At 60.1% G+C, this 26,607-nt stretch carries 21 protein-coding genes; 6 read left to right on the top strand and 15 right to left on the bottom strand.

The genetic code is table 11. From position 1 onward, the window contains the following. Positions 1-77 precede the first annotated feature (77 nt). Entirely contained in the window at positions 78-2,603 is a 2,526-nt protein-coding gene (locus GIW04_RS00180) for a PepSY domain-containing protein (RefSeq protein ID WP_120248649.1), read from the bottom strand. Positions 2,604-2,737: 134 nt separating this feature from the next. After that, on the bottom strand, positions 2,738-5,029 hold the full coding sequence (locus GIW04_RS00175) for a TonB-dependent receptor (protein ID WP_120248650.1): 2,292 nt from the start codon (positions 5,027-5,029) through the stop codon (positions 2,738-2,740). Positions 5,030-5,235: 206 nt separating this feature from the next. Here GIW04_RS00175 and GIW04_RS00170 point away from each other — a divergent pair, with 206 nt between their 5' ends. The 4 genes from GIW04_RS00170 (at position 5,236) to GIW04_RS00155 (ending at position 7,362) form a co-directional block, all read left to right on the top strand. Continuing rightward, the gene (locus tag GIW04_RS00170; protein WP_003188464.1) at positions 5,236-5,916 is read left to right on the top strand and encodes a Fe2+-dependent dioxygenase; all 681 of its coding nucleotides are present in this window, start codon (positions 5,236-5,238) and stop codon (positions 5,914-5,916) included. A 2-nt stretch (positions 5,917-5,918) separates the two neighbouring features. After that, positions 5,919-6,677, top strand: coding sequence for a tetratricopeptide repeat protein (locus tag GIW04_RS00165; protein WP_120248651.1), 759 nt, complete (start codon positions 5,919-5,921; stop codon positions 6,675-6,677). A gap of 143 nt (positions 6,678-6,820) precedes the next feature. Beyond that, positions 6,821-7,087, top strand: a complete 267-nt coding sequence (locus tag GIW04_RS00160; RefSeq protein ID WP_003188468.1) for a CopG family ribbon-helix-helix protein — start codon at positions 6,821-6,823, stop codon at positions 7,085-7,087. Then, the gene (locus GIW04_RS00155) at positions 7,087-7,362 is read left to right on the top strand and encodes a type II toxin-antitoxin system RelE/ParE family toxin (RefSeq protein WP_080765562.1); all 276 of its coding nucleotides are present in this window, start codon (positions 7,087-7,089) and stop codon (positions 7,360-7,362) included. Before GIW04_RS00160 ends, GIW04_RS00155 begins: the two co-directional genes overlap by 1 nt. A gap of 66 nt (positions 7,363-7,428) precedes the next feature. Here GIW04_RS00155 and GIW04_RS00150 read toward each other — a convergent pair whose 3' ends face one another. The 5 genes from GIW04_RS00150 to GIW04_RS00130 form a co-directional block, all read right to left on the bottom strand. Beyond that, positions 7,429-8,592, bottom strand: coding sequence for a type III PLP-dependent enzyme (locus tag GIW04_RS00150; RefSeq protein WP_003188470.1), 1,164 nt, complete (start codon positions 8,590-8,592; stop codon positions 7,429-7,431). A gap of 445 nt (positions 8,593-9,037) precedes the next feature. Further along, positions 9,038-10,195: an osmoprotectant ABC transporter ATP-binding protein OsmV gene (locus GIW04_RS00145; protein WP_003188471.1), complete on the bottom strand. Its 1,158-nt coding sequence runs from the start codon at positions 10,193-10,195 to the stop codon at positions 9,038-9,040. Beyond that, the gene (locus GIW04_RS00140) at positions 10,192-10,845 is read right to left on the bottom strand and encodes an ABC transporter permease (RefSeq protein ID WP_003188473.1); all 654 of its coding nucleotides are present in this window, start codon (positions 10,843-10,845) and stop codon (positions 10,192-10,194) included. Before GIW04_RS00140 ends, GIW04_RS00145 begins: the two co-directional genes overlap by 4 nt. Positions 10,846-10,857: 12 nt before the next feature. Next, on the bottom strand, positions 10,858-11,751 hold the full coding sequence (locus GIW04_RS00135; RefSeq protein WP_034134852.1) for a glycine betaine ABC transporter substrate-binding protein: 894 nt from the start codon (positions 11,749-11,751) through the stop codon (positions 10,858-10,860). 19 nt (positions 11,752-11,770) lie between these two features. Beyond that, the gene (locus GIW04_RS00130) at positions 11,771-12,487 is read right to left on the bottom strand and encodes an ABC transporter permease (protein WP_003188475.1); all 717 of its coding nucleotides are present in this window, start codon (positions 12,485-12,487) and stop codon (positions 11,771-11,773) included. 332 nt (positions 12,488-12,819) lie between these two features. Between GIW04_RS00130 and GIW04_RS00125 the strand changes: the two genes are divergently transcribed. Then, positions 12,820-14,403, top strand: coding sequence for a peptide chain release factor 3 (locus tag GIW04_RS00125; RefSeq protein WP_003188476.1), 1,584 nt, complete (start codon positions 12,820-12,822; stop codon positions 14,401-14,403). 226 nt (positions 14,404-14,629) lie between these two features. Further along, positions 14,630-14,884 carry a hypothetical protein gene (locus GIW04_RS00120; RefSeq protein WP_120248652.1) on the top strand — a complete coding sequence of 85 codons (255 nt, stop codon included), beginning with the start codon at positions 14,630-14,632 and terminating at the stop codon, positions 14,882-14,884. A gap of 79 nt (positions 14,885-14,963) precedes the next feature. Here GIW04_RS00120 and GIW04_RS00115 read toward each other — a convergent pair whose 3' ends face one another. The 8 genes from GIW04_RS00115 to GIW04_RS00080 all read right to left on the bottom strand — a co-directional run bounded on the left by GIW04_RS00115 (position 14,964) and on the right by GIW04_RS00080 (position 26,300). Beyond that, positions 14,964-17,222, bottom strand: a complete 2,259-nt coding sequence (locus GIW04_RS00115; RefSeq protein WP_120248653.1) for a TonB-dependent siderophore receptor — start codon at positions 17,220-17,222, stop codon at positions 14,964-14,966. Positions 17,223-17,551: 329 nt separating this feature from the next. Next, entirely contained in the window at positions 17,552-18,523 is a 972-nt protein-coding gene (locus GIW04_RS00110) for a peptide ABC transporter ATP-binding protein (protein WP_003188483.1), read from the bottom strand. Continuing rightward, a complete protein-coding gene (locus GIW04_RS00105) occupies positions 18,523-19,491 on the bottom strand; it encodes an ABC transporter ATP-binding protein (protein ID WP_034134855.1) in 969 nt (322 codons plus the stop codon). The genes GIW04_RS00110 and GIW04_RS00105 overlap by 1 nt, the downstream gene beginning before the upstream one ends. A gap of 10 nt (positions 19,492-19,501) precedes the next feature. Beyond that, a complete protein-coding gene (locus GIW04_RS00100) occupies positions 19,502-20,413 on the bottom strand; it encodes an ABC transporter permease subunit (protein WP_003188486.1) in 912 nt (303 codons plus the stop codon). 10 nt (positions 20,414-20,423) lie between these two features. Beyond that, the gene (locus tag GIW04_RS00095; RefSeq protein WP_003171721.1) at positions 20,424-21,434 is read right to left on the bottom strand and encodes an ABC transporter permease subunit; all 1,011 of its coding nucleotides are present in this window, start codon (positions 21,432-21,434) and stop codon (positions 20,424-20,426) included. Positions 21,435-21,510: 76 nt separating this feature from the next. After that, the gene (locus GIW04_RS00090) at positions 21,511-23,109 is read right to left on the bottom strand and encodes an ABC transporter substrate-binding protein (RefSeq protein ID WP_047712581.1); all 1,599 of its coding nucleotides are present in this window, start codon (positions 23,107-23,109) and stop codon (positions 21,511-21,513) included. Positions 23,110-23,189: 80 nt separating this feature from the next. After that, positions 23,190-24,584 (bottom strand): OprD family outer membrane porin, encoded by a 1,395-nt coding sequence (locus GIW04_RS00085; protein WP_003188488.1) that lies wholly within the window; start codon positions 24,582-24,584, stop codon positions 23,190-23,192. Positions 24,585-24,755: 171 nt separating this feature from the next. Further along, complete coding sequence (locus GIW04_RS00080) at positions 24,756-26,300, bottom strand: ABC transporter substrate-binding protein (RefSeq protein WP_373874266.1); 1,545 nt, start codon at positions 26,298-26,300, stop codon at positions 24,756-24,758. Positions 26,301-26,607 lie beyond the last annotated feature (307 nt).

The raw sequence follows: 26,607 nt of genomic DNA, 5'->3' as shown, positions 1-26,607 counted from the left end.
TCAAGAGCGGACGCGGAGCGTCCAGGGCGGCATTCCCACGCGGAGCGTGGGAACGATCAAGGCAGGCATTAGCGGGGTCAGTAGACATCCCGACGATAGCGGCCCTGTTCGATCAGGCGCTCCAGCGCCTCCTTGCCCAAGATGTCTGCCAGTGCCTGATCCACCCCCGTCGCCATCCCTTGCAAGCTGCCACACACATAAATCGCTGCGCCGTCCGCCAGCCATTTGCGCAGCACATCCGCTGACTCGCGCAGGCGATCCTGTACGTAGACCTTCTCCTCTTGATCACGGGAAAACGCCAGGTCCAGCAGGGCCAGGTCTCCACTGGCGAGCCAGCCTTGCAGTTCGTCCTGGCACAGGTAGTCGTGGGCGATGTTGCGTTCACCAAACAGCAGCCAGTTTCGCTGCTGGCCATCGGCAATACGCGCCTTGAGCAAGCTGCGCAGGCCGGCAAGGCCGGTGCCGTTGCCCAGCAAAATCAGCGGCACCGGCGCGTCGGGTAAATGGAAGCCGCTGTTGCGCCGCAGGCGCAGGCTGATGGCCGAGCCGAGGGCGGCATGTTCAGTCAGCCAGCCGGAGCCAAGCCCCAGGCTGCCGTCGGGGTGGCGCTCCTGGCGCACGATCAGCTCCAGCACGCCGTCGCTGGCAATCGAGGCGATGGAGTATTCGCGCATGCCCAGGGGGACCAGCGCATCCACCAATGCCTGGGCGTGCAGGCCGACCAGGTGCGTGCGGTTGTCCGGCAGTTGGCGCGTAGCCAGGGCCTGATCAAGGGTGTGGGCGACGCCGTCGATCACCACACCGTCGCTGCCGACCAAGCCCAGTCCGGCCAGGAAGTGTTCGATGGCCCAGGGGCAATTGCGCGGCAGGACTTCCACCAGGTCGCCGGCCAGCCAGCTGTGCGCAGACGTGGATGTGAGGCCCAGCAGGTAGACGGGCGAGCCGACACTGTCGGGGTTGAGCAGAGTGCGTTGGCTCAGGGTCCAGTTTTCGTACTGGGCCGTCGGCCAGGCCGCCGCCGGTGCATGCCCGGTGAGCTGGCCCAATTGCTGTTGCCAGGCTTGCAACGCCAATGTGTCACCGCTGTCGACTTCAACCGGGGCAAACAGCGGGGTACCGCCCTGGTTGGTCAGCCAGAAATGCAGGCGCCGGGCAAAGCCGCAAAAATGCTCGTACTGCCGGTCACCCAGGGCCAGCACCGAGTAGTTCAAGCCTTTGAGGGGCAGCGCCTGGCCGAGCACGCTGCGCTCGAAACCACGGGCGCTGTCGGGGGCTTCGCCGTCGCCAAAGGTACTGACCACGAACAGGGCGTTTTGCGATTGGCTGAGGTCGTCGCGGCTGACACTGCCCAGGGGCTGCACCTTCACCGCCAGGCCCGCAGCCTGTAATTGCCCGGCCGTTTGCCAGGCCAGTTGCTCGGCAAAGCCGCTCTGGCTGGCGAAGCCGATCAGCCAGGCCGGCGCATCGCTGTGGTTGGCTGCCAGACCCTTGCGCGCATCGCGTACCTGGCGCTTTTTGCGGCGACGGTCGAGGTACAGCAGCCAGCCGGTGATGAAAAACAGCGGCATGAGCAATGAGCTGACGGTGAGGGCGATCCGCCCGACCAGGCCAAAATAGCTGCCGGTGTGCAGCGCATACACACTGGTCAGCAACTGCGCCTTGAGGCTTTTGCTGGCGTAGCGCTCGTGGGATTTGACCTCGCCGGTGGCCGGGTCCAGGTTGATCTGGTTCAGCGCGCGGTCATGGGGCGATGAAGAGAGCAGGTAATACACGGTGGCCGGTTGCCCGGCGACCGCAGGCATCCGAATGTTGTAGGCGCTCAAGTCGGGGCCGGCGTTGCTGTAGATGCTGCTCCAGATCGCATCGTAGTTGGCCACTGGAGCGGGGCCTGCAGGGGCTGGGCCGCGCTTGCGCATGCGCTCGTTCTGCGGCGAGTCGGACAGCAGTTGGGTCACGCCACGGTTGTACCAGTCGTAGGACCAATACAGCCCGGTCAGCGCCGCCAACAGATAAAACAGCAGGCACCAGGTGCCGAATACCGAGTGCAGGTCCCAATTGAAGCTACGGCCCTTTTTGCGCCAGTCCAGGGTCAGCCAGACGCGCCAGCTTTTCACCTGGCGTGGCCAGCGCAGGTACAGGCCGGAGAGGCAGAAGAACAGCAGAATCAGGGTGCAGGCGCCAGTGATGTTGCGCCCGGTGTCGCCGATGGCGAGGAAGCGGTGCAATTGCAGGATAAAGCCGAACAGATCCTGGCCGACGGCGTCGCCCATGTAGTCGCCGGTGTACGGGTCGAAGTAGCGCATCTGGCCACGGCGCTCGCCCGGTGGCGGAGTGAAGGACACACGGCCGGCGTTGCCGCTTTCGCTTTCTACCCACAGCATGGCCACGGTCTTGCCTTCGGTGGCTTCCAACTTGCGCACCAGCTCGGCGGGCGGCAGTACACCGGCCTCGCGTTTTTGCACGCTCAACACGCTGGGGTTGAGCGCCCGCAGGATCTCGTCCTGGAACGAGTACGCGGCCCCGGTGACCCCCATCAAGGCCAGCACCAGCCCGGCCGTGATGCCGAAGAACCAATGCAACTGGAACAGGGTTTTCTTCAACACGTCGCACCGCCTCGCTCATCTGATATCTGGGTCACGGCGCGCATTATGCCGTGGGTTATCAAGAAAAATTCTGTTTTACACACAAAAGCCCCACGCATCCGATGCGTGGGGCCTTGAGCGAACCTTGACCGCTTTTAGAAGTGGAAGCTGGTGGTCAACAACGCCGTACGACCGGCCGCCTGGTTGGCGAAGTGCGCCGAATAGGCCTTGTCGTAGTAGGTCTTGTCGGTCAGGTTCTGCACGTTCAATTGCAGGTCGACGTTCTTGGTCAGCTTGTAGCTGGCCATGGCGTCGTAGCGGGTGTAGGACGGTACATACACGGTGTTGCCGGCATCGCCGTAAACCTCATCGACGTAGAAGGCACCACCGCCGACGGTCAACTTGGGGGTGATGTCGTAGGTGGTCCACAGGCTGAAGGAGTTCTTCGGCGTGTTGGGCATTTGGTTGCCTTTGTTGGAGCCGGCACTGACTACGTTTTGACGGTTGCCGATTCTGCCCGGATCTACCAGTTCGCTTTTCAGGTAGCTATAGCCCGCAAATACTTGCCACTGATCGGTGATTTTGCCGCTGGCAGACAGTTCCAAGCCATCGACTCGGGATTCACCACCGTTTTCGAAGGTGTTGGAGCTCACCAAAATTCGTGTGTTTTTCTTCTCTGTGCGGAACACGGCGGCAGTCAGGGACAGGCGATCATGAAACAGATCCCACTTAGTGCCGAGTTCGTAGTTGACTGTTTCTTCGGGTTCCAGATCGCTGGTGTTGATGCCGGTCACGAAACCATTGGGTTCCTGACCTTCACCTACCAAGCCGCCAACTGGCGAGGCTGAGGTGGCATAGGAAGTGTAAATGCTGCCGTTTTCCGTGGGCTTCCACACAAGCCCGGCTTGCCAGTTGAAAAATTGGCTGTCGTCCTTGAGCTTGGTACGTCCTGTAGCGGCATTGGTGTTGGCTTGAGTGTCGAAGGTGTCGTAGCGCAGGCCGACATTGAGCAGCCATTTAGGATCAAGTTCGATGGTGTCGAATACGTAGGCAGCGCGACTGGTGGCCTTGGTATTAGTGCCGTTGTAGTTGCGCGCAACGTTGCCGTTCCAGGCATCATCCGGGTTCGGATTGCTCAGTGACGTGCAATTACCGCCCATGCCGCCTTTGCTCACGTTGCATACAGGGTTGCTGTTCGGGCTGACGGTATAGCCACTGACACGGGTTTCTTCACCAGTGAACTCCAGACCGGTGGAGTAGGAGTGCTTCATACCCGCCAGTTGGAAGTTACCAAACAGATCGGTCTGGTTAGTGGTCGTTGTGGTGGTGGACACACGACTGTTGGCGCGACGCCATACGGTGCCAAACTGGTTGACGTTGTGCTGGCTGTCGTCAGGCTGCGTCAACACGTAGTCCTGGCCGGTGCTGCCATGACGCAGGGTGTTTTTCAGCGTCATGTTGTCGTTCAGGTCGTGCTCGATGGAGACCGTGCTGATGTCGGCGCGGGTCTTGCGGAAGTCGCGGCTTTTCAAACCGTAGAAGTTACTGCTGTCTCCGCCATCGGTAGGTTTGTCGTGAACGTGCGCGGCATTTGATGCTGTGCTGCCATAGCCATACGGCATCCCCGAATCCGGCAGGTCATCACTTTCCATATGGTAGTAGCTGAGGTTGACGCGGGTCGGTGTGCCCAGGCCAAAGGTCAGCGACGGTGCCACGCCCCAACGGTCGTAGTTCACCGCATCGCGGCCAGCCACATTTTGTTCATGGCTCATCAGGTTCAGGCGGAAGGCCGCGCTGTCGTCCAGGAACTGGCGGTTCACGTCGAGCACGTAGCGGCGGGTCTGGTCGGAGCCGTAGGTAAAGCCGCCGTTGGTGAAGTCCCGCGCTTGTGGGGTCTTGCTCACCAGGTTGAGGCTGCCACCGGCCGAGCCACGACCGCCGAACGAAGAGTTCGGGCCTTTGCTGACTTCGATGGACTCGATGTCGAAAATCTCGCGGCTCTGGCCACCGGTATCGCGCACGCCATCGAGGTAGGTATCGCCCTGGGCATCGAAACCACGGATGAACGGGCGGTCGCCCTGAGGGTTGCCACCTTCACCGGCACCGAAGGTGATACCCGGTACGGTGCGCAAGGCATCCTGCAACGAGGTGGCGGCGGTGTCCTTGAGTACTTGTTGCGGCACCACGGTGACCGAACGCGGCGTGTCCACCAGCGGCGCGGTGTATTTCTGCGACGAGGCTTTTTCCACCTGGTAGGAGGTGTTGTCCTGATCCTGGCCGGTGATGTTGGTGGCGCCGAGGGAGATAGGGTTGCGCTCGCCTTTTGGCTCGGTATTTTCAGCCGCCTGCGCCAGGTGGGCGGCGGAGCCGGCACTCAGGGCAACGCCGATGGCCGAAGCCAGCATGCGTGGTGAACTGACCGGTATTTTTAGAATAGTGCGCGACATGACGTGTCCCTTCCCCAAGGTTGTGAGGTCGCGGAATATAGGGCCAACAAGACTTTGTATCAATTGCGAGATATTGCTATTCGCATCAAATTTACATTCTTTACACTTTTTCTTTACGGATTTTGTGTTCTCGTTCGTCCCCGCGTTTTACAGGGCGGATAAGAATCAATACCATTGACGCCTCTCTGATCGCAGGTATTGCCCCCATGTTGCTGCACATTCCCGGCCTGTTCTCTCGCGAGGAGGTGCTGCGCATTCGCCAGGCCCTGGAAGAGACCGAATGGGCTGACGGCAAAATCACCGCCGGGCACCAATCCGCCAAAGCCAAGCACAACCTGCAATTGCCCGAAGGCCACCCCCTGGCCAAGGAAATCGGCGCGGCGATGCTGGAACGGTTGTGGAGCAACCCGCTGTTCATGTCGGCCGCGCTGCCGCATAAAGTCTTCCCGCCACTGCTTAACTGCTACACCGCAGGCGGCAGTTTCGACTTTCATATCGACAACGCGGTGCGGCAACCCAAAGGCAGCCATGAGCGCGTGCGCACCGACCTTTCGTCCACGCTATTCTTCAGCGACCCCGACGACTACGACGGTGGGGAACTGGAGATCCAGGACACCTTCGGCCTGCAGCGGGTCAAGCTACCCGCCGGCGACATGGTGCTGTACCCCGGCTCCAGCCTGCACAAGGTCAACGCGGTGACCCGTGGCGCGCGCTATGCCTCGTTCTTCTGGACCCAAAGCCTGGTGCGCGAAGACAGCCAGCGCACCTTGCTGTTCGAGATGGACGGCGCCATTCAGCAACTGACCCGCGACGTGCCCGACCACCCCGCGTTGATCCAGCTCACCGGCACCTACCACAACCTGTTGCGCCGCTGGGTCGAGGTCTGAGCATGGGCTTTTTATTGCGCCGCGAAGAAGTGCTCAACGTCGAGCAATTACAAAGCATGCTCGATGATTCCTCGGTGCGCGCCGCCCAGGCCATCCTGATCGCCGCCAAGGCAGGGGTGGTCGATGCCCAGGCCCTGCTCGGGCAAATATTGCTGGAAGGGCGCGGCATTGCCCGCGATGAAGCCTTGGCACTGCGCTGGTTCCAGATTGCCGCGCAGGGCGGTCACCTGATGGCGCGCAATATGATCGGGCGTTGCCGGGAGCATGGCTGGGGCTGCGCTGTCGATGAGGCCGCCGCAGCACGGGAATATCGCCTGGCGGCACACGCCGGGTTGGATTGGGGCCAGTACAACTACGCCAACCTGTTGGCTACCGGTCGCGGCATGGAGCAAGACCAGGCCCAAGCGCTGACGCTTTATCGCCAGGCCGCAGGGCAGGGCCACGCCAAGTCGATGAACCTGCTGGGGCGTTATCTGGAAGACGGCCAGTATTGCCCCAGGGATCTAGAGACAGCCGTAGAATGGTACCGACGCTCCGCCGAAGCCGGGGATTTTCGGGGGCAGTTCAGCTATGCAGCGGTGCTGGCGGACAGAGGGCAGATCGACGCTGCGCTGGAATGGCTGCGCAAGGCTTTGGCGGCTGGGAATTTCAAATTCCTGCGAACGGCGCATAAGGCGCTGGCACAGGCCAATGACCCGCAGATTCGCGCCATGGCCGAGGCTTATCAAGGGCACGCGGACCAATTGGAGAAAACGCTGTAGGACCCCGTTTCTACACATTCACGTGTTCCGGTTTGTCGATGAACGGCAAGGATCGAAGGTTGAAGCTCTGGCTTAAGTCACTATGATTAAGCTTGAATCATTTTTAATCGCCTGCTTGTCATTTATCCGTAGAGAGAGTTTTCATGGGTGCCGAAACCAAAGTAATGACAGCTCATATTCCCACTGCCCTTGCTCAGAAAGTTGACCAGATTGCCGCGCGAATGGATCGCTCACGCGGATGGGTGGTGAAACAGGCCCTCGCTGATTGGGTCGATCAAGAAGAAGAGCGCAGCCGGCTGACGCTTGAGGCTATGGCAGATGTAGATGCGGGGCGCGTGATCGATCACCAGGCAGTGCAGGCCTGGGCAGATAGCCTGAGCACCGATTCGCCGCTACCGGTACCGCGCTGATGGAGCTGAGGTGGACAAGTAAAGCCTTATCCGACCTGGCTCGATTATATGACTTCCTCTCTGTTGTAAACCGCGAAGCTGCCGCCCGCATCGTGCAGTCACTGTCTCAAGCGCCTGACACGCTGCTCGATAATCCGCGCATCGGTGAGAGAATTGAAGAGTTTTCACCGCGCGACGTAAGAAGACTTTTAGTCGGCCATTACGAAATGCGCTACGAAATTCAACAGTCGACACTCTATATTCTACGGTTATGGCACGTTCGCGAAGATCGCTGAGGGCGCGTACCACAGACAGAAAAAAGCCCATGAAACGTCATGGGCTTTTTAGTTATAACCGTCTTATTACACGTAAAACGACTTCAACGGCGGGAACCCATTGAATTCCACCGCGCTGTAGCTGGTGGTGTAGGCACCGGTCGACAACCAGTACAGTCGATCACCAATGGCCAGGTTCAATGGCAGGCCGTACTTGTAGTTTTCGTACATGATATCGGCGCTGTCGCAGGTCGGGCCGGCGATGACCACTTCTTCCATCTCGCCTTTCTTCTCGGTCCAGATCGGGAACTTGATGGCTTCGTCCATGGTTTCGATCAGGCCGGAGAACTTGCCCACATCCGTGTACACCCAACGCTCGACGGCGGTACGGGACTTGCGCGCCACCAGTACCACTTCGCTGACCAGGATGCCGGCGTTGGCGATCAGCGAACGGCCAGGTTCCAGGATGATTTCCGGCAGGTCGTCACCGAAGTCTTCCTTGAGGAAACGGATGATTTCTTCAGCGTAGGTTTCCAGGCTGTTGGTACGGGTGATGTAGTTGGCCGGGAAGCCGCCGCCCATGTTGATCAGCTTCAGCTCGATGCCGTCTTCTTCTTTCAGGCGTTCGAAGATCACCTTGACCTTGGCGATGGCCGCGTCCCACACGCTGATGTCGCGCTGTTGCGAGCCAACGTGGAACGAGATGCCGTACGGCACCAGGCCCAGGTCGCGGGCGAGGATCAGCAGGTCCATGGCCATGTCGGTCTGGCAACCGAATTTGCGCGACAACGGCCAGTCAGCAGTGGTGGAGCCTTCGGTGAGGATACGCACATACACTTTCGAACCCGGCGCGGCCTTGGCGATGTTGCGCAGGTCGGCTTCGGAGTCGGTGGAGAACAGGCGCACGCCCTTCTCATAGAAGTAGCGAATATCCTTGGATTTCTTGATGGTGTTGCCGTAGCTGATACGGTCGGCGCTGACGCCGCGGTCCATGACCTTGTCCAGCTCGTAGATCGAGGCGATGTCGAAGCTCGAACCCTTGTCTTTCAACAGGTCGATGATCTCCACGGCCGGGTTGGCCTTGACGGCGTAATACACCTTGGCGAATTCGAAACCGGCGCGCAGGTCATCGTAGGCCTGGCTGATCATCGCGGTGTCGATCACCACGAATGGGGTTTCTTGTTTGTCGGCGAACGCCTTCATTTTGTCAAAGGTGGCGCGCGCGAAATAATCTTCGACGTTGATCGACATGCTGGGGAACTCCTAAGGGCAAACTGTATTGATCAATGGGTGCAAATGAACGTCCTCCGTATCCCCACTTTGGTTCGCCTACTTCCCAAGGCATGTCGCCGAAAGCAAAAAGGCCACGGGGTAAGCTGCCCTTGGCCTTGCTGTCTCGTCGTCAGTACTTGAGCCGGATGGATCGTTTCCAGCATGGACGTTCGGCGCGAACTTTAGGGCTTGGCGGGCGTGGGATCAACTAAAAATGTCGCGTTTTTGCACGCGTTCGTCGCGCGGCCGCGTGCAGCTACTTATGTAACCGACCGGTGTGACGGATTGATGTTCCCCGGATGGGGCTAATCAGATGGATTTGCGGTGTATTCATCGCAGGCAAGCCAGCTCCCACATTTGAACTGCATTCTTATGCTGGAATGCATTCCCCTGTGGGAGCTGGCTCGCCTGCGATAGCGATCTATCAGGCCAAAGCAGTTTCGGCAGGGGAGACAATGCTGGTCTTGCCCCCACGGGACTTACCGGAACTCAGGTACTCGGCAATCGACTCCTGGGTCACCTCACCCAAGAACACCCGCTCTGCATCCATCACCGGCAACCACGAACGGTTGAACTCGTACATGCGCGACAACAGGATGCGCAAATGCTCGTCATAGGCCGCCGTGGCATTGAACTCGCGCAGGTACTGGCCGCAGGTGCCGGCCTGGCGGTGCAGGTCGCGACGGCGAACATAGCCCAGCGCTTTGTTTTCGGCGCAGGTGACCACCACGTAACGGCGGTCATGCTCGTCCATCAGTTCCAGGGCATCGGCCACCGGGGTTTCCGGGCTCACCGACGGGGCGTTGTCCGCCGCGTCTTCGGCTTTTACCAGCAGCAGGCGCTTGAGGGTGCTGTCCTGGCCCACGAAGTTGCTGACGAACTCGTCGGCCGGGTGCGCCAGCAGCGTATCCGGGTGGTCGATCTGCAGCAGTTTACCGGCGCGGAAGATGGCGATCTTGTCACCCAGCTTGATGGCTTCGTCGATGTCGTGGCTGACCATGATCACGGTCTTGTTCAGCGCGCGCTGCATCTCGAAGAACTCGTTCTGGATCATCTCGCGGTTGATCGGGTCGACCGCGCCGAACGGCTCATCCATCAGCAGCAGCGGTGCGTCGGCCGCCAGGGCGCGGATCACGCCGATGCGCTGTTGCTGCCCGCCCGACAATTCACGCGGGTAGCGGTGCAGGTACTGCTTGGGCTCCAGCTTGATCATGCTCATCAACTCGCGGGCGCGGTCGTGGCATTTCTGCTTGTCCCAGCCGAGCAGCTTGGGCACCACCACGATGTTCTCTTCGATGGTCATGTTGGGGAACAGGCCGATCTGCTGGATCACGTAGCCGATGTTGCGGCGCAGGGTTACTTCATCGAGGTCGGTGGTGTCTTCGCCGTTGATCAAAATTTTGCCCGAGGTGGGCTTGATCAGGCGGTTGATCATCTTCAGCGTGGTGCTCTTACCGCAGCCCGAGGGCCCCAGGAATACGCAAATCTCGCCTTCGTTGACGGTCAGGCTTACATCGTTGACGGCAGTGACAGTCTTGCCGTTGCTTTGAAAAGTCTTGGACAGGTTTTGAAGTTCGATCATTTGAGCAATCCTTTTGGAGTCAGCGAGCGTTGCAGCCATTGCAGAAGCAGGTCGGCGAAGATGGCCAGAAGACTGACCAGCACGGCGCCGACGATCAGCATCGACATGTCACTGCGGCTGATAGAAGCCAGAATCAGTACACCCAGGCCACCGGCGCCGATGGTGGCAGCGATGGTCATCACACCGATGTTCATCACCACGGCGGTGCGCACACCGGCGAGGATCACCGGCACCGCAATCGGCAGTTCGACCATGCGCAGGCGCTGGCCGAAGGTCATGCCGATACCGCGTGCGGCTTCGCGAATGCCTGGCTCTACGCCGGTCAGCGCGAGGTAGGTGTTACGCATGATCGGCAGCAGGGAGTAGAGGAACACGGCGGTGATCGCCGGCATCGGCCCCAGGCCCTGGCCGAACTTGGAGTAGAACGGCAGCAGCAGGCCGAACAGTGCAATGGAGGGCACGGTCAGTAGCACCGTAGCGCTGGCTTGCAGCGGGCCGGCCAAGGTTGGGAAACGTGTCATCAGAATGCCCAGGGGCACACCGATAAAGATCGCCAGGATCACGGCGATGCCGACCAGGGTGATGTGCTGCCAGGTCAAGTGCAGCACTTGGGCCCAATCAAGATGGGAAAAGGCGTTCAAAAATTCCATGTCTTCTCCTTTTTAGTTGATTGGATGTTGGCGCAGGAAATCGGCGGCAACGGCGGACGGGCTTTCATGGTCGACGTCGACCCGTGCATTGAGCTGACGCATGGTTTCATCGTTGAACAGATTGGCCAAAGGCTTGAGCTCGGCGGCCAGTTGCGGGTGCTTGTCGAGGTATTCCTGGCGGATCACCGGGGCTGCGGTGTAGTCGGGGAAGTAGTGTTTGTCGTCTTCCAGCAGCTTCAATTTAAAGGCGTTGAGGCGCCCGTCGGTGGTGTAGACCAAACCGGCGAACACCTGGCCGTTACGCAGCGCGGTGTAGACCAGGCCGGCGTCCATCTGCCGGGTGTTCTTGCGCGTCAGGTTCATGTCGTACAGCTTGACCATGCCGGCCAGGCCATCGGAGCGGTTGGCGAACTCGGTGTCCAGGGCGACCAGGCGATGCTCTTTGGTCTCCTGGGCCATGGCTTGGGTGAGGTCGCTGATGCTGTTGATCTCGGGATGTTCTTGCGCGACTTTCTCCGGCAGTGCCAGGGCATAGGTGTTGCTAAAGCGCGACGGCGATAGCCAGACCAGGCCTTTTTTCGCGTCGAGTTCTTTGACCCGTGCGTAGGACTGTTCGCTGTCGAGCTTCTCGTCGATATGGTTGTAGGCCACCAGTGACACACCGGTGTATTCCCAGATCAGGTCCAGTTGCCCGCTTTCCTGGGCACTGCGCGCCAGGTTGCTGCCCAGGCCACCGGTCACACGGGCGTCGTAGCCCTTGGTGCGCAGGTACTGGGAGGTGATTTCGGCGAGCAGGGTCTGCTCGGTGAACACCCGGGCGCCGATGCGGATCACGGGTTTTTCGGCGGCTTGTGCAATACCTGCAAGCAGCAGGACGCAGCCTAATATCAAGCTCAGTTTTTTCATGTGAATTCCTTTACCGGGCTTAAGACGGGCGCAACCCGCGTTCCAGCCAGAGGCGGCTGGCCATGGTTACCAGGCCGTCAAGCAGCAATGCCAGCAGCGCGGTACACGCGGCGCCGAGCAACAGTTGCGGCTGATTGTTCAGGGCAATGCCGGGGAAGATCAGGCTGCCCAGGCTGTTGGCGCCAATCAGGAAGGCCAGCGGCGCGGTGCCGACGTTGATCGCCAGGGCCACGCGCACACCGCCAATGATGATCGGCACGGCGTTGGGCAGCTCCACGCGAAACAGCACCTGGCGCGGGGTCATACCGATGCCGGTGGCGGCTTCCTTAAGGGAGCCCTGAACGTTTTTCAGGCCTTCGTAGGTGTTGCGCACGATGGGCAGGAGCGAGGCGAGGAACAGCGCGAAGATGGCCGGGCCGCTGCCGATGCCGAGGACGCCGAGGGCGATGGCCAGTACGGCCAGGGGAGGGACGGTGTTGCCGATGTTGAAGATCTGCATGAAACGTTCTGCGCGCCCGACCATATTGGGTCGGCTGAGCAGGATACCGGCGGGGATGCCCACAATCAGGGCTGCCAGCATGGAGACTAGGACGAGAATCAGATGAGCTTGCAGGTAAAACAACAAATCGTCGCGGTACAGTTCGATCGTGTTGATGCCGATCCAGTGGACCAGCAGGGCCAGGAGAGCGACGACAACCACTGCTCCTATCAGCCCTTTGCCATAGCGAATAGCCACAGGCGGACTCCTTTTTTTCTTCTGTCGGCGAACACATTTCCGAGCGGCAGGGCCATGACTGGCTGCCTTGGAATGGGTTCGCGAAAAGCAACTCGCCGATACTGGCAATGCAGTATGCGATCGAGCCATGAGCGCAGCCTCGTCAGGCTAACTTGCTGATTTTTCAGCCCCTGTTCCGAGTGCGATAGCAGGGGAGTGGACGTCTCTACCTTTTAAAAGGTTCCACACTTGGGCGCATTTAGCCACCCCCAATGGGCTCAACGGTGGTCCGTACCCTCGCGTTTGCGCTATACTCGCCGCCCTTTTTTGACTCACCTGCCAGGCGATTTCCCATGACCCACCAGGCCGCCGAAGTCGCGAAACGCCGCACTTTCGCCATTATTTCCCACCCCGATGCCGGTAAGACCACCATCACCGAAAAGCTGTTGCTGATGGGCAAGGCAATCGCGGTGGCCGGCACGGTGAAGTCGCGCAAATCCGACCGCCATGCCACCTCCGACTGGATGGAAATGGAAAAGCAACGGGGTATTTCCATTACCACGTCGGTCATGCAGTTCCCCTATCGCGAGCACATGATCAACCTGCTCGACACCCCGGGGCACGAAGACTTCTCCGAAGATACCTACCGCACCCTCACCGCGGTGGACTCGGCGCTGATGGTCCTCGACGGCGGTAAAGGCGTCGAGCCACGTACCATCGCGCTGATGGACGTGTGCCGTCTGCGTGACACGCCGATTGTCAGCTTCATCAACAAACTCGACCGCGACATCCGCGACCCCATCGAGCTGCTGGATGAAATCGAAGCCGTCCTGAAGATCAAGGCCGCGCCGATCACCTGGCCGATTGGTTGCTACCGCGACTTCAAGGGCGTGTACCACCTGGCCGACGACTACATCATTGTCTACACCGCTGGCCACGGTCATGAGCGCACCGAAACCAAGATCATCGAGAAGCTCGACTCCGATGAAGCCCGCGCCCACCTGGGCGACGAGTACGACCGTTTTGTCGACCAGCTGGAGCTGGTGCAGGGCGCCTGCCATGAGTTCAACCAGCAGGAGTTCCTCGACGGCCAACTGACGCCGGTGTTCTTCGGTACCGCGCTGGGCAACTTCGGTGTCGACCACGTGCTCGACGCCGTCGTGGACTGGGCGCCAAAACCGCTGGCCCGCGTTGCCAACGAGCGCACCGTGGAACCGGTCGAAGAGAAATTCACGGGCTTTGTGTTCAAGATCCAGGCGAACATGGACCCCAAACACCGCGACCGTATCGCCTTCATGCGTATCTGCTCCGGCAAATACGAAAAAGGCATGAAGATGCGCCACGTGCGCACTGGCAAGGACGTGCGCATTGGCGACGCCCTGACGTTCTTCTCTTCCGAGCGTGAGCAGTTGGAAGAGGCGTTTGCCGGCGACATCATCGGCCTGCACAACCATGGCACCATCCAGATCGGCGACACCTTCACCGAAGGCGAAGCGCTGGGCTTTACCGGTATCCCGCACTTTGCCCCGGAACTGTTCCGCCGCGTGCGCCTGCGTGACCCGCTCAAGTCCAAGCAACTGCGCCAAGGCTTGCAGCAATTGGCCGAGGAGGGCGCCACCCAGGTGTTCTTCCCCGAGCGCAGCAACGACATCATCCTCGGCGCCGTGGGCGTGCTGCAGTTCGATGTGGTCGCCAGCCGCTTGAAAGAGGAATACAAGGTGGAGTGCTCCTACGAGCCGATCACCGTGTATTCGGCGCGCTGGATTGATTGCAGCGATAAGAAGAAGTTGGAAGAGTTCTCCAATAAAGCCGTGGAAAACCTGGCAATCGACGGCGGTGGTCACCTGACCTACCTGGCGCCGACGCGGGTGAACCTGGCGTTGATGGAAGAGCGTTGGCCGGATGTGAAGTTCCGTGCGACCCGCGAACACCATTAAGGTCTGAGCGGTTAAGAGAATGTGGGAGGGGGCTTGCCCCCGATAGCGGTGTGTCAGCCAATGTATTGGGTTCTGATACTCCGCAATCGGGGGCAAGCCCCCTCCCACATTTTGATCTCCAAAAGGCTGGAGATTGGCGGTAAACCGGCATCGCGACTAGCTTAAACGCTGGTGGCAGTTAATGACTGCCGTGCGGGGCCCATTTACTGACTGGACGGAATCGACCATGAGTATTGTTCAACGCGTCGTGCTGTTGATGAAAGTGCTGGTGCTGTTGTCGTTGGGGATGTCGACGGCCTGGGCGCATAACCCGGTGCATGGCTCAGCCATGGTGACGAGTAGCCAGAGCTCGGACTTGCAGTTGGCCAAGTCCGAAGCGGAACCCGGCGATAAAGGCCAAGGTGGCACTGAGGGGGATGATGACTCGACCACCGAAGAGCCCGACAGCGACGACTCAGACGAAGGCGATAGCCAGACGTAGGCTCGCCAAGAGAAAGCGTTTCAAACAATCAATGCCTTGGAGGGGACCTCCAAGGCATTTTTATTGGCCGCCCTTTTCTTCAGAACGAAGTGGTCACCGACGCGAAGTAAGCCCGGCCCGGTTCGTTATAGGTCTGGGCACCGGCATCCTCGGCATTGCCTTTGCGCGACAGGCGCTTGTCCAGCAGGTTGTTGATGCCCACGCGTACGCTCAGGTTTTTATTGAATTCGTAGCCACTGCTCAGGCCCATCAACCCGTACGGGTCGACATCCTGCTGGGCGCTGCGGTCATAGCTGTTGGCGCTACGTGAGTTGAGCGTCGGCGCCTCCTGCTTACCGTAATAGGTGCCGCTGACCTGGAAGGACAGCTTGTCGGTGGCTTGCCAGTCCAGCGTGGTGTTGACGGTGTACTTGGGGATGATGCTCAAGGGCTCGCCGGTGTCCTTGTCCTTGGAGTCGATCATGTAGGTCAGGTTGGTATTCAAGTCCAGGTCATCGCGCAGGCTGACGAACAGGTTGCCTTCAACGCCTTGCACCAAGGCTGGGCCGCTGTTTTCCCACTCCAGAACACGTCGGCCGTTGCCCAGGCGGAAAGCCGCCTCGTTACTGGCGTTGATCTTGTTCTTGTAGTCATTACGAAAGTACGTCGCACTGGTGCGCCAGTTGCCTTTGTCGAAAGCCAAGCCAATCTCCTTGTTGACGCTGATTTCCGGCTTCAGATCGCGGTTGCCCACCAGGTAGCAACCGCCCATGTTGGCTTCGCTGGCGTTGCAGCCATTGCCACGGCTGTAGAGCAAATAGTTCGGGTTGGACTGGTACAGGTTAGGGGTCTTGTAGGCGCGGGCAATGCCGCCCTTGATGCTCAGTTCGTCGGTCAACTGGTGCGAAGCGTTGAAGCTGGGGCTCCAGTTGCCGCCGTATTCCTCATGGTCGTCGAAGCGCAAGCCAGGCGTGATCACGGTCTTGCTGCCCAGCTCGATGTTGTCCTCGGCAAACAAGGCGTAGCTTGAGGCGGTGGTCTTGGTGCTGTTGCGGCTGACGCCCGGGATGGCGGGGACGCCGCCGGTGCCCGGGTCATAGCTTTGCGGGCGCAACGAGCCTGGGTCGTTCATCGACTCGTAGAGGTATTCGCTGCCCAGGGTCAACACCTGTTCGGCGCCGAAACTCAGGGGCAGGTTGACCTCGGCCGTGGCCCGCGTGTTGCGCAAGCGGGACTCGAAACGGCCTGCACTGGCGGAGGGCGCGCCTTCGCCGGAACCGGCCAGGCCTTCGTTGAGGCGTTCGTTGCGGGTCAGGTCGTGGGTCAGCGAGGCCAGGGTCGAACCCCAGTCGAATTCGCCGCGATGGGTGGCAGAAAAGCTGCTGCGTTGAATCACACTGGTTTCCTTGCCCACCAGGCTTTCCACGAACGTGCCACCGCCGTTGAGCATGGTATCGCCGGCGAAAATATTGCCCTGGCGGCTGTAGCTGGCTTCCAGGTCGAGGGTTTGCTCGGGGGTGAACTGCCAGCTCAGCAAGCCATTCACGTCTTTGTTGCGCACACCTTCGCGGCCGGCTACCAACGAGTCCGGCGTCGATTGCGCTGCACGGTTGATGTCGGCGTCATCGGCGTCGGTCTTGTTCAGGCCGCCATAGACGCGGAACGCCAGGGTGTCAGTCAATGGGCCGCTGAGGTTGAAGTTGGTGCGCTTGCTCGCGCCTTCGGCATCGTTTTCGGGGAAGGCGGTGTAGGCGGTCAGCGAGCCGTGCAGTTGGTCGGTGGGGCGTTTGGTGATGATGTTGATGACACCGCCCATGGCACCGGAGCCATAACGGGCGGCGGCCGGGCCGCGCAGGATTTCAATGCGTTCGACTTCTTCGGCCGGTACCCAGTTGGTTTCGCCACGGGTATCACGGTCACCGCTCCAGCCGTAACGCACCGCGTTGCGCGAGGTGGATGGCTTGCCATCGATCAGAATCAGGGTGTTTTCCGGGCCCATGCCGCGCAGGTCGATCTGGCGGTTATTGCCACGACTGCCGCTGGAACTGTTGCCGGTCAGGTTCACACCCGGCTCGCGGCGGATGATCTCCGACAGGTCGTTGGTGGGCGGGCGTTTCTTGATGTCTTCGGCGGTGATGATCGACACGCCGGGCGCTTGCTTGAGTTCTTCGGCGGCGGTGCCCAGTACACGTGTCTCGCCCAGCACCAGGGCTTGGGGCGTGCCATCCACAGGCAGGTCTGTCGCTTGGATCGGCACTTTGTCGCGCTCTTTTTCCACACCCTGCGCCAGTAGCGCGGGGGACGAAAGGGTAGCGATAAACGCCAGCGAGAGATGGCTGAGCCTGAATTGAGACGACATGTCCACAAAGTCCTTTAGGAGGGGCGATTGAACGAGAGGCGTCTGAATTTTTTCGTGTATCCAGCGCTCTCCGTGCGCCGTAATGGTATTGATTCTCAAACAGAAGTAAATTGCATTTACAATCTATACACTTTTCAAAACGGTCTGGCTCAATGTTTTCAGGGCTTTTGGCATAGATTCAAACGGTATGTTTTTTGTTACAACCGCGCAAAAAAAGCCCCTCCGGCCAGACTGATGCGCAATCTGGCGGGAAGGGCGATGGAGCTCATTTAAACCGCTGCGCCTGTAGGAGCGAGCAAGCTCGCTCCTACAGGGGAGGTTGTGTTGCTTCAGGCCACGAATTGCTCCGCGTAGTGGCATGCCACCTGCCGGTTATCCAACGGACGCAACAGCGGCTCCTCACTGCTGCAACGCGCCGTCGCATATGGGCAGCGCTTGTGGAACGCGCAGCCAGGCGGCGGGTTCAGTGGGTTGGGCAGTTCGCCGACGATCTTGATCTTCGGCTTGCTTGGGTCGGGGTGGATGGTCGGGGTGGCCGACAGCAGCGCCTGGGTGTAAGGGTGCAGCGGGCGTGCGTAGATGTCTTCCTTGGGGCCCACTTCAACCGGGCGGCCGAGGTACATCACCATCACATCATCGGCAACGTGCTGCACCACCGCCAGGTTGTGGGAGATGAACACGTAGGCGGTGTTGAATTCCTGCTGCAAATCCATGAACAGGTTAAGCACCTGGGCCTGGATCGACACGTCCAACGCCGAGGTCGGTTCATCGGCCACCAGCACTTTGGGCTGCAGCATCATCGCCCGGGCCAACGCGATGCGCTGGCGCTGGCCGCCGGAGAACATGTGCGGGTAGCGCTGATAATGCTCAGGGCGCAGGCCCACTTGCTTCATCATCGCCTGCACTTTCTCGCGGCGCTCAGCGGCCGACAGGTTGGTGTTGATCAGCAACGGCTCCGCCAGTTGATCACCGACTTTCTGGCGTGGGTTCAACGAGGCATAGGGGCTCTGGAACACCATCTGCACGTCTTTGCGCAATTGCTTGCGCTGGGCCTTGTCGGCGCCGGCCACTTCTTGCCCGGCAATTTTCAACGAGCCCGACGAGGGCTCTTCAATCAGCGTGAGGGCACGGGCCAGGGTGGATTTGCCACAGCCCGACTCGCCCACCACGGCGAGGGTCTTGCCGGCTTCCAGCTCAAAAGACACGCCATTAAGGGCACGCACGGTGGCGTGACCCTTGAACAGGCCACGGGACACTTCGTAGTGACGGGTGAGGTCGCGGGCGGTAAGTACGACGGCCATTACGCCACCTCCTGGTTCAGCGGGTAGAAGCAGCGGGCAAGGCTGTTGCTTTTCGGGTCAAGGCCCGGCCGCTGGGCGCGGCAGGCGTCCTGCACATACGGGCAGCGCGGCGACAGCAGGCAACCCTGCGGACGGTCATAGCGGCCGGGTACGATGCCCGGCAGCGTGGCCAGGCGCGTAGCACCGAGGCTGTGCTCGGGAATCGCCTTGAGCAGCGCTTCACTGTACGGGTGTGCCGGAATGTCGAACAGCTGCGGCACCTGGCCGACTTCCACGGCTTGGCCGGCGTACATTACGCACACGCGCTGGGCGGTTTCAGCCACGACCGCGAGGTCGTGAGTGATCAGCACCAGGCCCATGTTCTGCTCTTTTTGCAGGGCCAGCAGCAGTTCCATGATCTGCGCCTGGATGGTCACGTCCAGCGCGGTGGTCGGTTCATCGGCGATCAGCAGTTTGGGCTCGCCGGCAATCGCCATGGCAATTGCCACGCGCTGGCTCATACCGCCGGACAGTTGATGCGGGTAGGCATCCATACGGCTGGCAGCGCCTGGGATCTCGACCTTTTCCAGCAGCTCGATGGCGCGTTTGCGCGCTTGTTTGCCGGACATTTTCAGATGCAGGCGCAGCACTTCTTCGATCTGGAAACCCACGGTGTAGCTGGGGTTCAACGCGGTCATCGGGTCCTGGAATACCATCGCCAGGTCTTTGCCGACAATCTGGCGGCGCTGGCGGTTGCTCAACTTGAGCATGTCCTTGCCGTCGAAGTTCAGCGCATCGGCGGTGACGATGCCGGGATGCTCGATCAGGCCCATCAGCGCCATCATGGTCACGGATTTACCCGAACCCGACTCGCCAACGATCGCCAGGACTTCGCCTTTGTCGACGGACAGGTCGAGGCCATCGACCACCGGCACGGCGGTCTTGTCGCCGAAGCGCACGTTGAGATTCTTGATTTCTAACAGTGACATGGGAATCTCCTCAGGCGGCGTTCTTGAGTTTCGGGTCCAGCGCATCGCGCAGGCCGTCACCCATCAAGTTGATTGCCAGCACGCTGAGCAAAATGGTCAAGCCAGGCAGGCTCACGACCCACCAGGCGCGTTCGATGTAGTCACGGGCCGAAGCCAGCATGGTGCCCCACTCAGGGGTTGGCGGTTGTACGCCAAGGCCGAGGAAGCCCAGGGCCGCGGCATCGAGAATCGCCGAGGAAAAGCTCAAGGTCGCCTGTACGATCAGCGGTGCCATGCAGTTAGGCAGCACGGTGATGAACATCAGGCGTGGCAGGCCGGCGCCAGCGAGGCGGGCGGCAGTTACGTAGTCGCGGTTCAGTTCGCCCATTACTGCGGCGCGGGTCAGACGCACGTAGGACGGCAGCGACACGATGGCGATGGCGATCACGGTGTTGATCAGGCCAGGGCCGAGGATGGCGACAATCGCCACGGCCAGCAGCAGCGACGGCAGGGCCAGCATGATGTCCATCAGGCGCATGATGGTCGGGCCCAGCAAGCGCGGGAAGAACCCGGCGAACAGGCCCAGCAGGATGCCCGGGATCAGCGACATCACCACCGACGACAAGCCGATCAGCAACGACAGGCGCGAGCCCTGGATCAGGCGCGAGAGCAAGTCACGGCCCAGTTCGTCGGTGCCCAGCAGGAACTGCATCTGCCCGCCTTCCAGCCACGCCGGCGGCGTCAGCAGGAAGTCGCGGTATTGCTCGCTGGGGTTATGCGGGGCAACCCACGGGGCGAAGATCGCGCAGAACACGATCAGCAACATGAACAGCAGGCCGGCAACCGCGCCTTTGTTCTTGGAGAAGGCTTGCCAGAATTCTTTGTACGGGGACGGGTACAGCAGGCTCTGATCGACTGCTGACACTTGAGTAGGTGTGGTCATGGTCATGATCTCAGCGCTGGTGACGGATGCGTGGGTTGGCGAAGCCGTAGAGGATATCCACCACGAAGTTCACCAGGATCACCAGGCAGGCGATCAGCAGAATGCCGTTTTGCACCACCGGGTAGTCCCGCGCGCCAATGGCTTCGATCAGCCATTTGCCGATGCCGGGCCACGAGAAGATGGTTTCGGTCAGTACCGCACCGGCCAGCAGTGTGCCGACTTGCAGGCCGACCACGGTGAGTACCGGGATCAGCGCGTTGCGCAGGCCGTGCACGAACACCACGCGAGCCGGCGACAGGCCCTTGGCCTTGGCGGTGCGGATGTAGTCCTCACGCAGCACTTCGAGCATCGACGAACGGGTCATGCGCGCGATCACCGCCAGCGGGATGGTGCCGAGCACGATGGCCGGCAGGATCAAGTGGTGCAACGCATCCCAGAACGCGTCCGGCTCGTCAGCCAGCAAGGTGTCGATCAGCATGAAACCGGTGCGTGGCTCGATGTCATAGAGCAGGTCGATACGCCCCGAAACCGGGGTCCAGCCCAGGCTCACCGAGAAGAACATGATCAGGATCAGGCCCCACCAGAAGATCGGCATCGAGTACCCCGCCAGGGAGATGCCCATCACCCCATGGTCGAACAGGGATCCTCGCTTGAGTGCCGCGATCACCCCGGCCAACAGGCCCAGGATACCGGCGAACAACAGCGCGGCCATGGACAGTTCCAGGGTCGCGGGGAAGAGGGCGGTGAACTCGGTCCACACGCTGGTGCGCGTGCGCAGCGATTCGCCAAGGTCGCCCTGGGCGAGCTTGCCGACATAGTCCAGGTATTGCGCATACAGCGGCTTGTTAAGGCCAAGGCGCTCCATTGCCTGTGCGTGCATTTCGGGGTCAACCCGTCGCTCGCCCATCATGACTTCTACGGGGTCGCCTGGAATCATGCGAATCAACGCAAAGGTCAGCAACGTGATGCCGAAGAACGTGGGGATCAATAACCCCAGTCGGCGGGCAATAAAACTAAACATCTTGGTGTGTACCTCAATCAGCCGGTTAGGCAGGTTCGGCACCGTCAGTGTCGACGATGCCGAGCGTTTTTCTTATTTACTTCACCTGGGTGGTGGCGAAGTTATTTGTACCCAGAGGGCTTTGGGTGAAGCCTTCTACGTTCTTGCGCATGGCGGTGAACAGTTTCGGGTAAGCCATGGGAAGCCATGGTTGGTCTTTTTCGAAGACATCCTGTGCTTGTTCATAGAGCGCGGCCCGTTCGGCCGGTTCCGCGATTGCACGGGCTTTGTCGATCAAGTCCTGAAACTCTTTGTTACACCAGCGGGCGTAGTTTTCGCCGTTTTTGGCTGCATCGCAACTCAGGTTCGGGGTGAGGAAGTTATCCGGGTCGCCGTTATCACCGACCCAGCCTGCCGAAACCATGTCGTGCTCGCCGTTTTTAGCGCGCTTGAGCATTTCGCCCCATTCCATGACTTTGATATTGACCTTCAGGCCAACCTGCGCCAGATCCGCCTGCATACGCTGGGCGCCGAGCATCGGGTTGGGGTTGGTCGGACCGCCGCCGTTACGGGTGAACAGCGTGAACTCGGTACCTTCCGGCACGCCGGCTTCCTTGAGCAGGGCGCGGGCCTTGTCAAGGTCACGGGGTGGGTTCTTCAGCTTTTCGCTGAAACCCAGCAAGGTCGGCGGATACGGGCCGGTGCCCACGACTGCATTGCCTTTGCCGAACAGCGCTTCGGTATAACCGGCCTTGTCGAACGCGATGTTGATCGCGTGACGTACCCGGGCATCGCTCATGTATTTGCGAGTGGTGTTCAATGCGGTGTAGCTGGTGGTCATCGCCGCCAGTTCATCGACCTTCAGGTTCGGGTCTTTCTTGATGCTTGGAATGTCATCCGGCTTGGGGAACAACGCGATCTGACATTCGTTGGCCTTGAGCTTCTGCAGCCGCACGTTGTTATCGGTGGTGATCGCCAGAATCAGCGGGTCGACCGCCGGCTTGCCGCGGAAGTAGTCCGGGTTGGCCTTGAAGCGCGCCTGGGCGTCTTTCTGATAACGGGTGAAGATGAACGGGCCAGTGCCGATGGGCTTGGCATTGAGATCTTCGGTCTTGCCGGCCTTGAGCAACTGGTCGGCGTATTCCTTCGAGTGGATTGAAGAGAATGCCATGCCCAGATCGGCCAGGAACGGAGCTTCAGGACGGGTCAGGGTAAAGACGACGGTGTGATCATCGGTCTTCTCTACGCTCTTGAGCAGTTCCTTGAAGCCCATGCTTTCGAAGTACGGGTAGCCCACGAGGGACTTGTTATGCCAAGGATGATTCGGGTCCAGCTGGCGCTGGAAGCTCCAAAGCACATCATCGGCGTTCAAGTTGCGCGTGGGTTTGAAATAGTCGGTGGTGTGGAACTTGATGTCGTCACGCAGGTGGAAGGTGTAGGTCAGGCCATCGGCGCTGATTTCCGGCAGGTCTTTGGCCAGGGCGGGCACCACTTCTGTGGTGCCGGGCTTGAAGTCCACCAGGCGGTTGAACATGGTTTCAGCGGCGGCATCGGCGGTCACGGCAGTGGTGTACAGGACCGGGTCGAAACCTTCCGGGCTGGCTTCGGTGCAGACCACCAGCGGTTTGGCCGAAACGCCGATCGCCACGCTCAACAGCGCGGCAGCCATGGCGGCTTGTAGCGGGAGCATTTTCATTCAGAGCCCTCTGCAATCGATGGAGCCAGAAAAGCGTAGGCGGCGGGCTCGTCCTGAGCTCGCCGCCTGCCTGGCACTAATTAAAGGATGTTGAACGGGATGGTGGTAACCAGACGGAACTCTTTGATGCTGCCGTCGGACTGGAACTCGCTGCCACGGTGCTCAACATAGGTTGCGCGCACGGTGGTGGCTTTGAGTGGGCCGCTCTGCAGCGCGTAAGAGGCGCCTACACCGTATTCCTGGTGCTTCTCGCCGTCCTGGGACTGGATGCCGTCGTAGGCAAACTTGGCCCGGCCGTTGTTGCCGGTGTAGTGGGTGCCGTCGATGCCCCAGCCGCGTGCCGAGTAGGCGTTGAACTTCAGGCCAGGTACGCCGTATTCAGCCATATTGATGGCATAGGCGATCTGGAAGGATTTCTCGTTCGGGCCGTTGAAGTCAGACGTCAGGGAGTTGGCCAGGTAGATACCGTTGGTTTCGTGCAGGTAGTCGAAGTACTCGTTACCGTTCACTTGTTGGTAGCCGAAGGTCAGGCTGTGTGCCTGGTGAGTCAGGCCCAGGGAGAGGGAGAAGGTATCGTTGTCGATTTCCCCCATCTCTTTTTTGCCTTCATCGACAGTCTTGTAGTAGTTGAAGCCGGTGGTCAGGCCCAACTGCTGCGCGTCGCCCAGCTCGTGGGTGGCGCCGAAGTAGTACTGGTTCCAGAAGTCCTTCACGTTAGCGGCGAAGAAGCTGGTCTTCAGGCTTTTCAGCGGCTGGTAGTTCACACCCAGGGTCGACACTTTGTCGGTTTCTGCGCCATTACCGTATTCGCTACGGAATTTCGACAGGCTCTGCTCGCTACGTGGCGAAACGCGGTCGAACACGCCGCCCTGGAACGACAGGTTGCTGAACTCTTCGCTGTTGAAGCTCACACCCTGGAAGCTGGAAGGCAGGGCACGGTTGCCGATGGTGTCGACGATGCCGCTGCTGAAGTTCTGGCGACCGGCGGTCAGTGTGGTGTTGGACACACGGAATTGCACGTTGGCCAGGCCCAGTTTGCTCCACTGGTCGACGGCGTCGCCGTTGGAGTCGGCCAGGGTACGGTTGGAGCCGCCTTTGATATCACGCTTGCTGCGGTCCAGCACCAGGGCGTTGTACACCGCCACTTCAGTCTTGACCCCAACGGTGCCCTGGGTGAAACCCGAGCTGGCGTTGAGGATGGTGCCTTGCACCCAGTTGGTACGGTTGCGATCGGTCAGGGTCTGGCCGTGTTTCTGGTACGAGAAGGTGCCCCCACGGTATTTGCTTTCATGGGAGTACCAGTTACGCGTGGTGCCGCCCAGGCTGAAATCTTCGATAAAGCCTTTGGCCTCGCTTTGGGCGCTGGTGCCGGCCAGGGTGGTAGGAACGAAGTCCTGGCTTTGCGTTTCAGCGTAGGCGGTGGCCGTGATGCTGCTGATGGCCAAGGCCAGAAGCGCTTTGCTGCTCAGTTTCATGGGTGAAGCTCCTTTGGTTCTCTTTTTTAATGCCGGTCTTTTTGGGTGATCCGGCTATTGGGTGTGGAACTCGTTCAAGCTATTGCAAACGTTTGGCGTAGGAAATTTCCCAACAAAAGCCTGCACGTTTGCCGGGGAGCCGATTTCGCTCCCCGCCATCCGGTTATTGTCTTATGGGTTGATGCTGACGCCCGAGAACACGTTGCGGCCGAAGGGGCTTACCTTGAAGCCTTCGACTTTGGCGCTTAACGGCTGGTTGACCGTCGAGTGGGCGATAGGCGTGATCGGCACCTGCTGCTTGAGCAGTTGCTGCGCCTGTTTGTACAGAACAGTCCTTTGTTCGCGGTCGGTCACGACCTTGGCTTGCTTGATCAGCTTGTCGTACGCCGGGTCGCACCACATGGAGTAGTTGTTCCCGCCGATGGCGTCGCAGCTGTAGAGGGTGCCGAGCCAGTTGTCCGGGTCACCATTGTCGCCGGTCCAGCCGATCAGGCTGACATCGTGCTCACCGTTCTTGGTGCGTTTGATGTACTCGCCCCACTCATAGCTGACGATCTTGACCTTGAGGCCGATCTTGGCCCAGTCGTTCTGCAGCATCTCGGCCATCAGCTTGGCGTTGGGGTTGTACGGGCGCTGTACCGGCATGGCCCACAAGGTGATCTCGGTGCCTTCCTTGACGCCGGCGGCCTTGAGCAACTCCTTGGCTTTTTCCGGGTTGTAGGCGGCATCCTTGATGCTGTCGTCGTAAGACCACTGCGTCGGCGGCATGGCGTTGACCGCCAGTTGCCCGGCGCCCTGGTACACAGCATTGAGGATGCTCTGCTTGTTCACCGCCATGTCCAGCGCCTGGCGTACTTCCAACTGATCGAACGGCTTGTGGCGCACGTTGTAGGAGATGTAGCCGAGGTTAAAGCCCGGCTTGGTCAGCAGTTGCAGGTTCGGGTCGGCCTTGAGGGCTTCGACATCGGCGGGGCGTGGATGCAGGGTGACCTGGCATTCGCCGGCCTTAAGTTTTTGCACGCGCACCGACGCGTCGGTGTTGATGGCGAAGATCAACTGGTCCAGCTTGACGCGGCTCGGGTCCCAGTACTGTTTGTTGCCCACGTAGCGAATCTGCGAGTCTTTCTGGTAACGCTGGAACACGAACGGGCCGGTGCCGATCGGCTTCTGGTTGATGTCGCTGGGCCGGCCTTGCTTGAGCAGCTGCTCGGCGTATTCGGCCGAAAGGATTGCGGCAAAGCTCATGGCGATGTTCTGCACGAACGCGGCGTCGACCGTGTTCAGGGTCATCACCACGGTGTAGGGGCCTGTTTTCTCGACCTTGGCGATGTTCTTGTTCAGGCTCATCCCGTTGAAGTACGGAAACTCGGTGGGGTAGGCCTTACGGAACGGGTGCTCGGGGTCAAGCATGCGGTTGAAGGTGAACAGCACGTCGTCGGCGTTGAAGTCCCGCGTCGGCTTGAATTCCTTGTTGCTGTGGAACTTCACCCCTTCACGCAGGTGGAAGGTGTAGGTCAGGCCATCTGGGGAAATATCCCACTTGGTTGCCAGCCCAGGGACGACGTCGGTGGCGCCTTTTTCGAACTCCACCAAACGGTTATACAAAGGCTCCGCCGCATCGTTGTCGGTGGCGGTGGTGTATTGCGCAGTGTCAAACCCTGCCGGGCTGCCTTCGGAGCAGAACACCAGGCTCTTCTTCTCGGCGGCTTGGCCCATCGTGGCCACGGCCAGCAGGCTGGTGGCAAACAGAGCGGATACAACGGTGGTATGGCGCATGACGTTCCCCGTCCTTGTTTGTAGTTATCAACAGCGAGCCTTCCTGCTGGCGTGCAGCCAGGCAGACCTCACTGATCCCACACACAGCAAGTGCCCTTCCCCAGAATGATGCCTCTGCTGTCCTACGACCTTATGGGGCGTTGACCTTGCAGTAAATGCGTCAATTCTGACTGACCTTGTAGGCAACGGAGGCACGGGTCGCAGTTCATTGCTGTAAGACGGCAACGCTTGCAAACGTAGTCTGTTT

This window comes from Pseudomonas sp. PA-4-8C (genome assembly GCF_021606625.1).
Taxonomy (GTDB): Bacteria; Pseudomonadota; Gammaproteobacteria; order Pseudomonadales; family Pseudomonadaceae; genus Aquipseudomonas; species Aquipseudomonas lactis.
This window is presented reverse-complemented; position numbering and strand designations above follow the sequence as displayed.

Coding starts and splice junctions, on each gene's coding strand:
- GIW04_RS00080 (WP_373874266.1), bottom strand. CDS start 26,300: ATGGGCCAAGCCGCCGAGAAGAAGAGCCTGGTGTTCTGCTCCGAAGGC.
- GIW04_RS00110 (WP_003188483.1), bottom strand. CDS start 18,523: ATGGCCGTCGTACTTACCGCCCGCGACCTCACCCGTCACTACGAAGTG.
- GIW04_RS00165 (WP_120248651.1), top strand. CDS start 5,919: ATGGGCTTTTTATTGCGCCGCGAAGAAGTGCTCAACGTCGAGCAATTA.
- GIW04_RS00145 (WP_003188471.1), bottom strand. CDS start 10,195: ATGATCGAACTTCAAAACCTGTCCAAGACTTTTCAAAGCAACGGCAAG.
- GIW04_RS00170 (WP_003188464.1), top strand. CDS start 5,236: ATGTTGCTGCACATTCCCGGCCTGTTCTCTCGCGAGGAGGTGCTGCGC.
- GIW04_RS00135 (WP_034134852.1), bottom strand. CDS start 11,751: ATGAAAAAACTGAGCTTGATATTAGGCTGCGTCCTGCTGCTTGCAGGT.
- GIW04_RS00160 (WP_003188468.1), top strand. CDS start 6,821: ATGGGTGCCGAAACCAAAGTAATGACAGCTCATATTCCCACTGCCCTT.
- GIW04_RS00115 (WP_120248653.1), bottom strand. CDS start 17,222: ATGTCGTCTCAATTCAGGCTCAGCCATCTCTCGCTGGCGTTTATCGCT.
- GIW04_RS00100 (WP_003188486.1), bottom strand. CDS start 20,413: ATGACCACACCTACTCAAGTGTCAGCAGTCGATCAGAGCCTGCTGTAC.
- GIW04_RS00175 (WP_120248650.1), bottom strand. CDS start 5,029: ATGTCGCGCACTATTCTAAAAATACCGGTCAGTTCACCACGCATGCTG.
- GIW04_RS00140 (WP_003188473.1), bottom strand. CDS start 10,845: ATGGAATTTTTGAACGCCTTTTCCCATCTTGATTGGGCCCAAGTGCTG.
- GIW04_RS00085 (WP_003188488.1), bottom strand. CDS start 24,584: ATGAAACTGAGCAGCAAAGCGCTTCTGGCCTTGGCCATCAGCAGCATC.
- GIW04_RS00150 (WP_003188470.1), bottom strand. CDS start 8,592: ATGTCGATCAACGTCGAAGATTATTTCGCGCGCGCCACCTTTGACAAA.
- GIW04_RS00095 (WP_003171721.1), bottom strand. CDS start 21,434: ATGTTTAGTTTTATTGCCCGCCGACTGGGGTTATTGATCCCCACGTTC.
- GIW04_RS00125 (WP_003188476.1), top strand. CDS start 12,820: ATGACCCACCAGGCCGCCGAAGTCGCGAAACGCCGCACTTTCGCCATT.
- GIW04_RS00120 (WP_120248652.1), top strand. CDS start 14,630: ATGAGTATTGTTCAACGCGTCGTGCTGTTGATGAAAGTGCTGGTGCTG.
- GIW04_RS00090 (WP_047712581.1), bottom strand. CDS start 23,109: ATGAAAATGCTCCCGCTACAAGCCGCCATGGCTGCCGCGCTGTTGAGC.
- GIW04_RS00155 (WP_080765562.1), top strand. CDS start 7,087: ATGGAGCTGAGGTGGACAAGTAAAGCCTTATCCGACCTGGCTCGATTA.
- GIW04_RS00105 (WP_034134855.1), bottom strand. CDS start 19,491: ATGTCACTGTTAGAAATCAAGAATCTCAACGTGCGCTTCGGCGACAAG.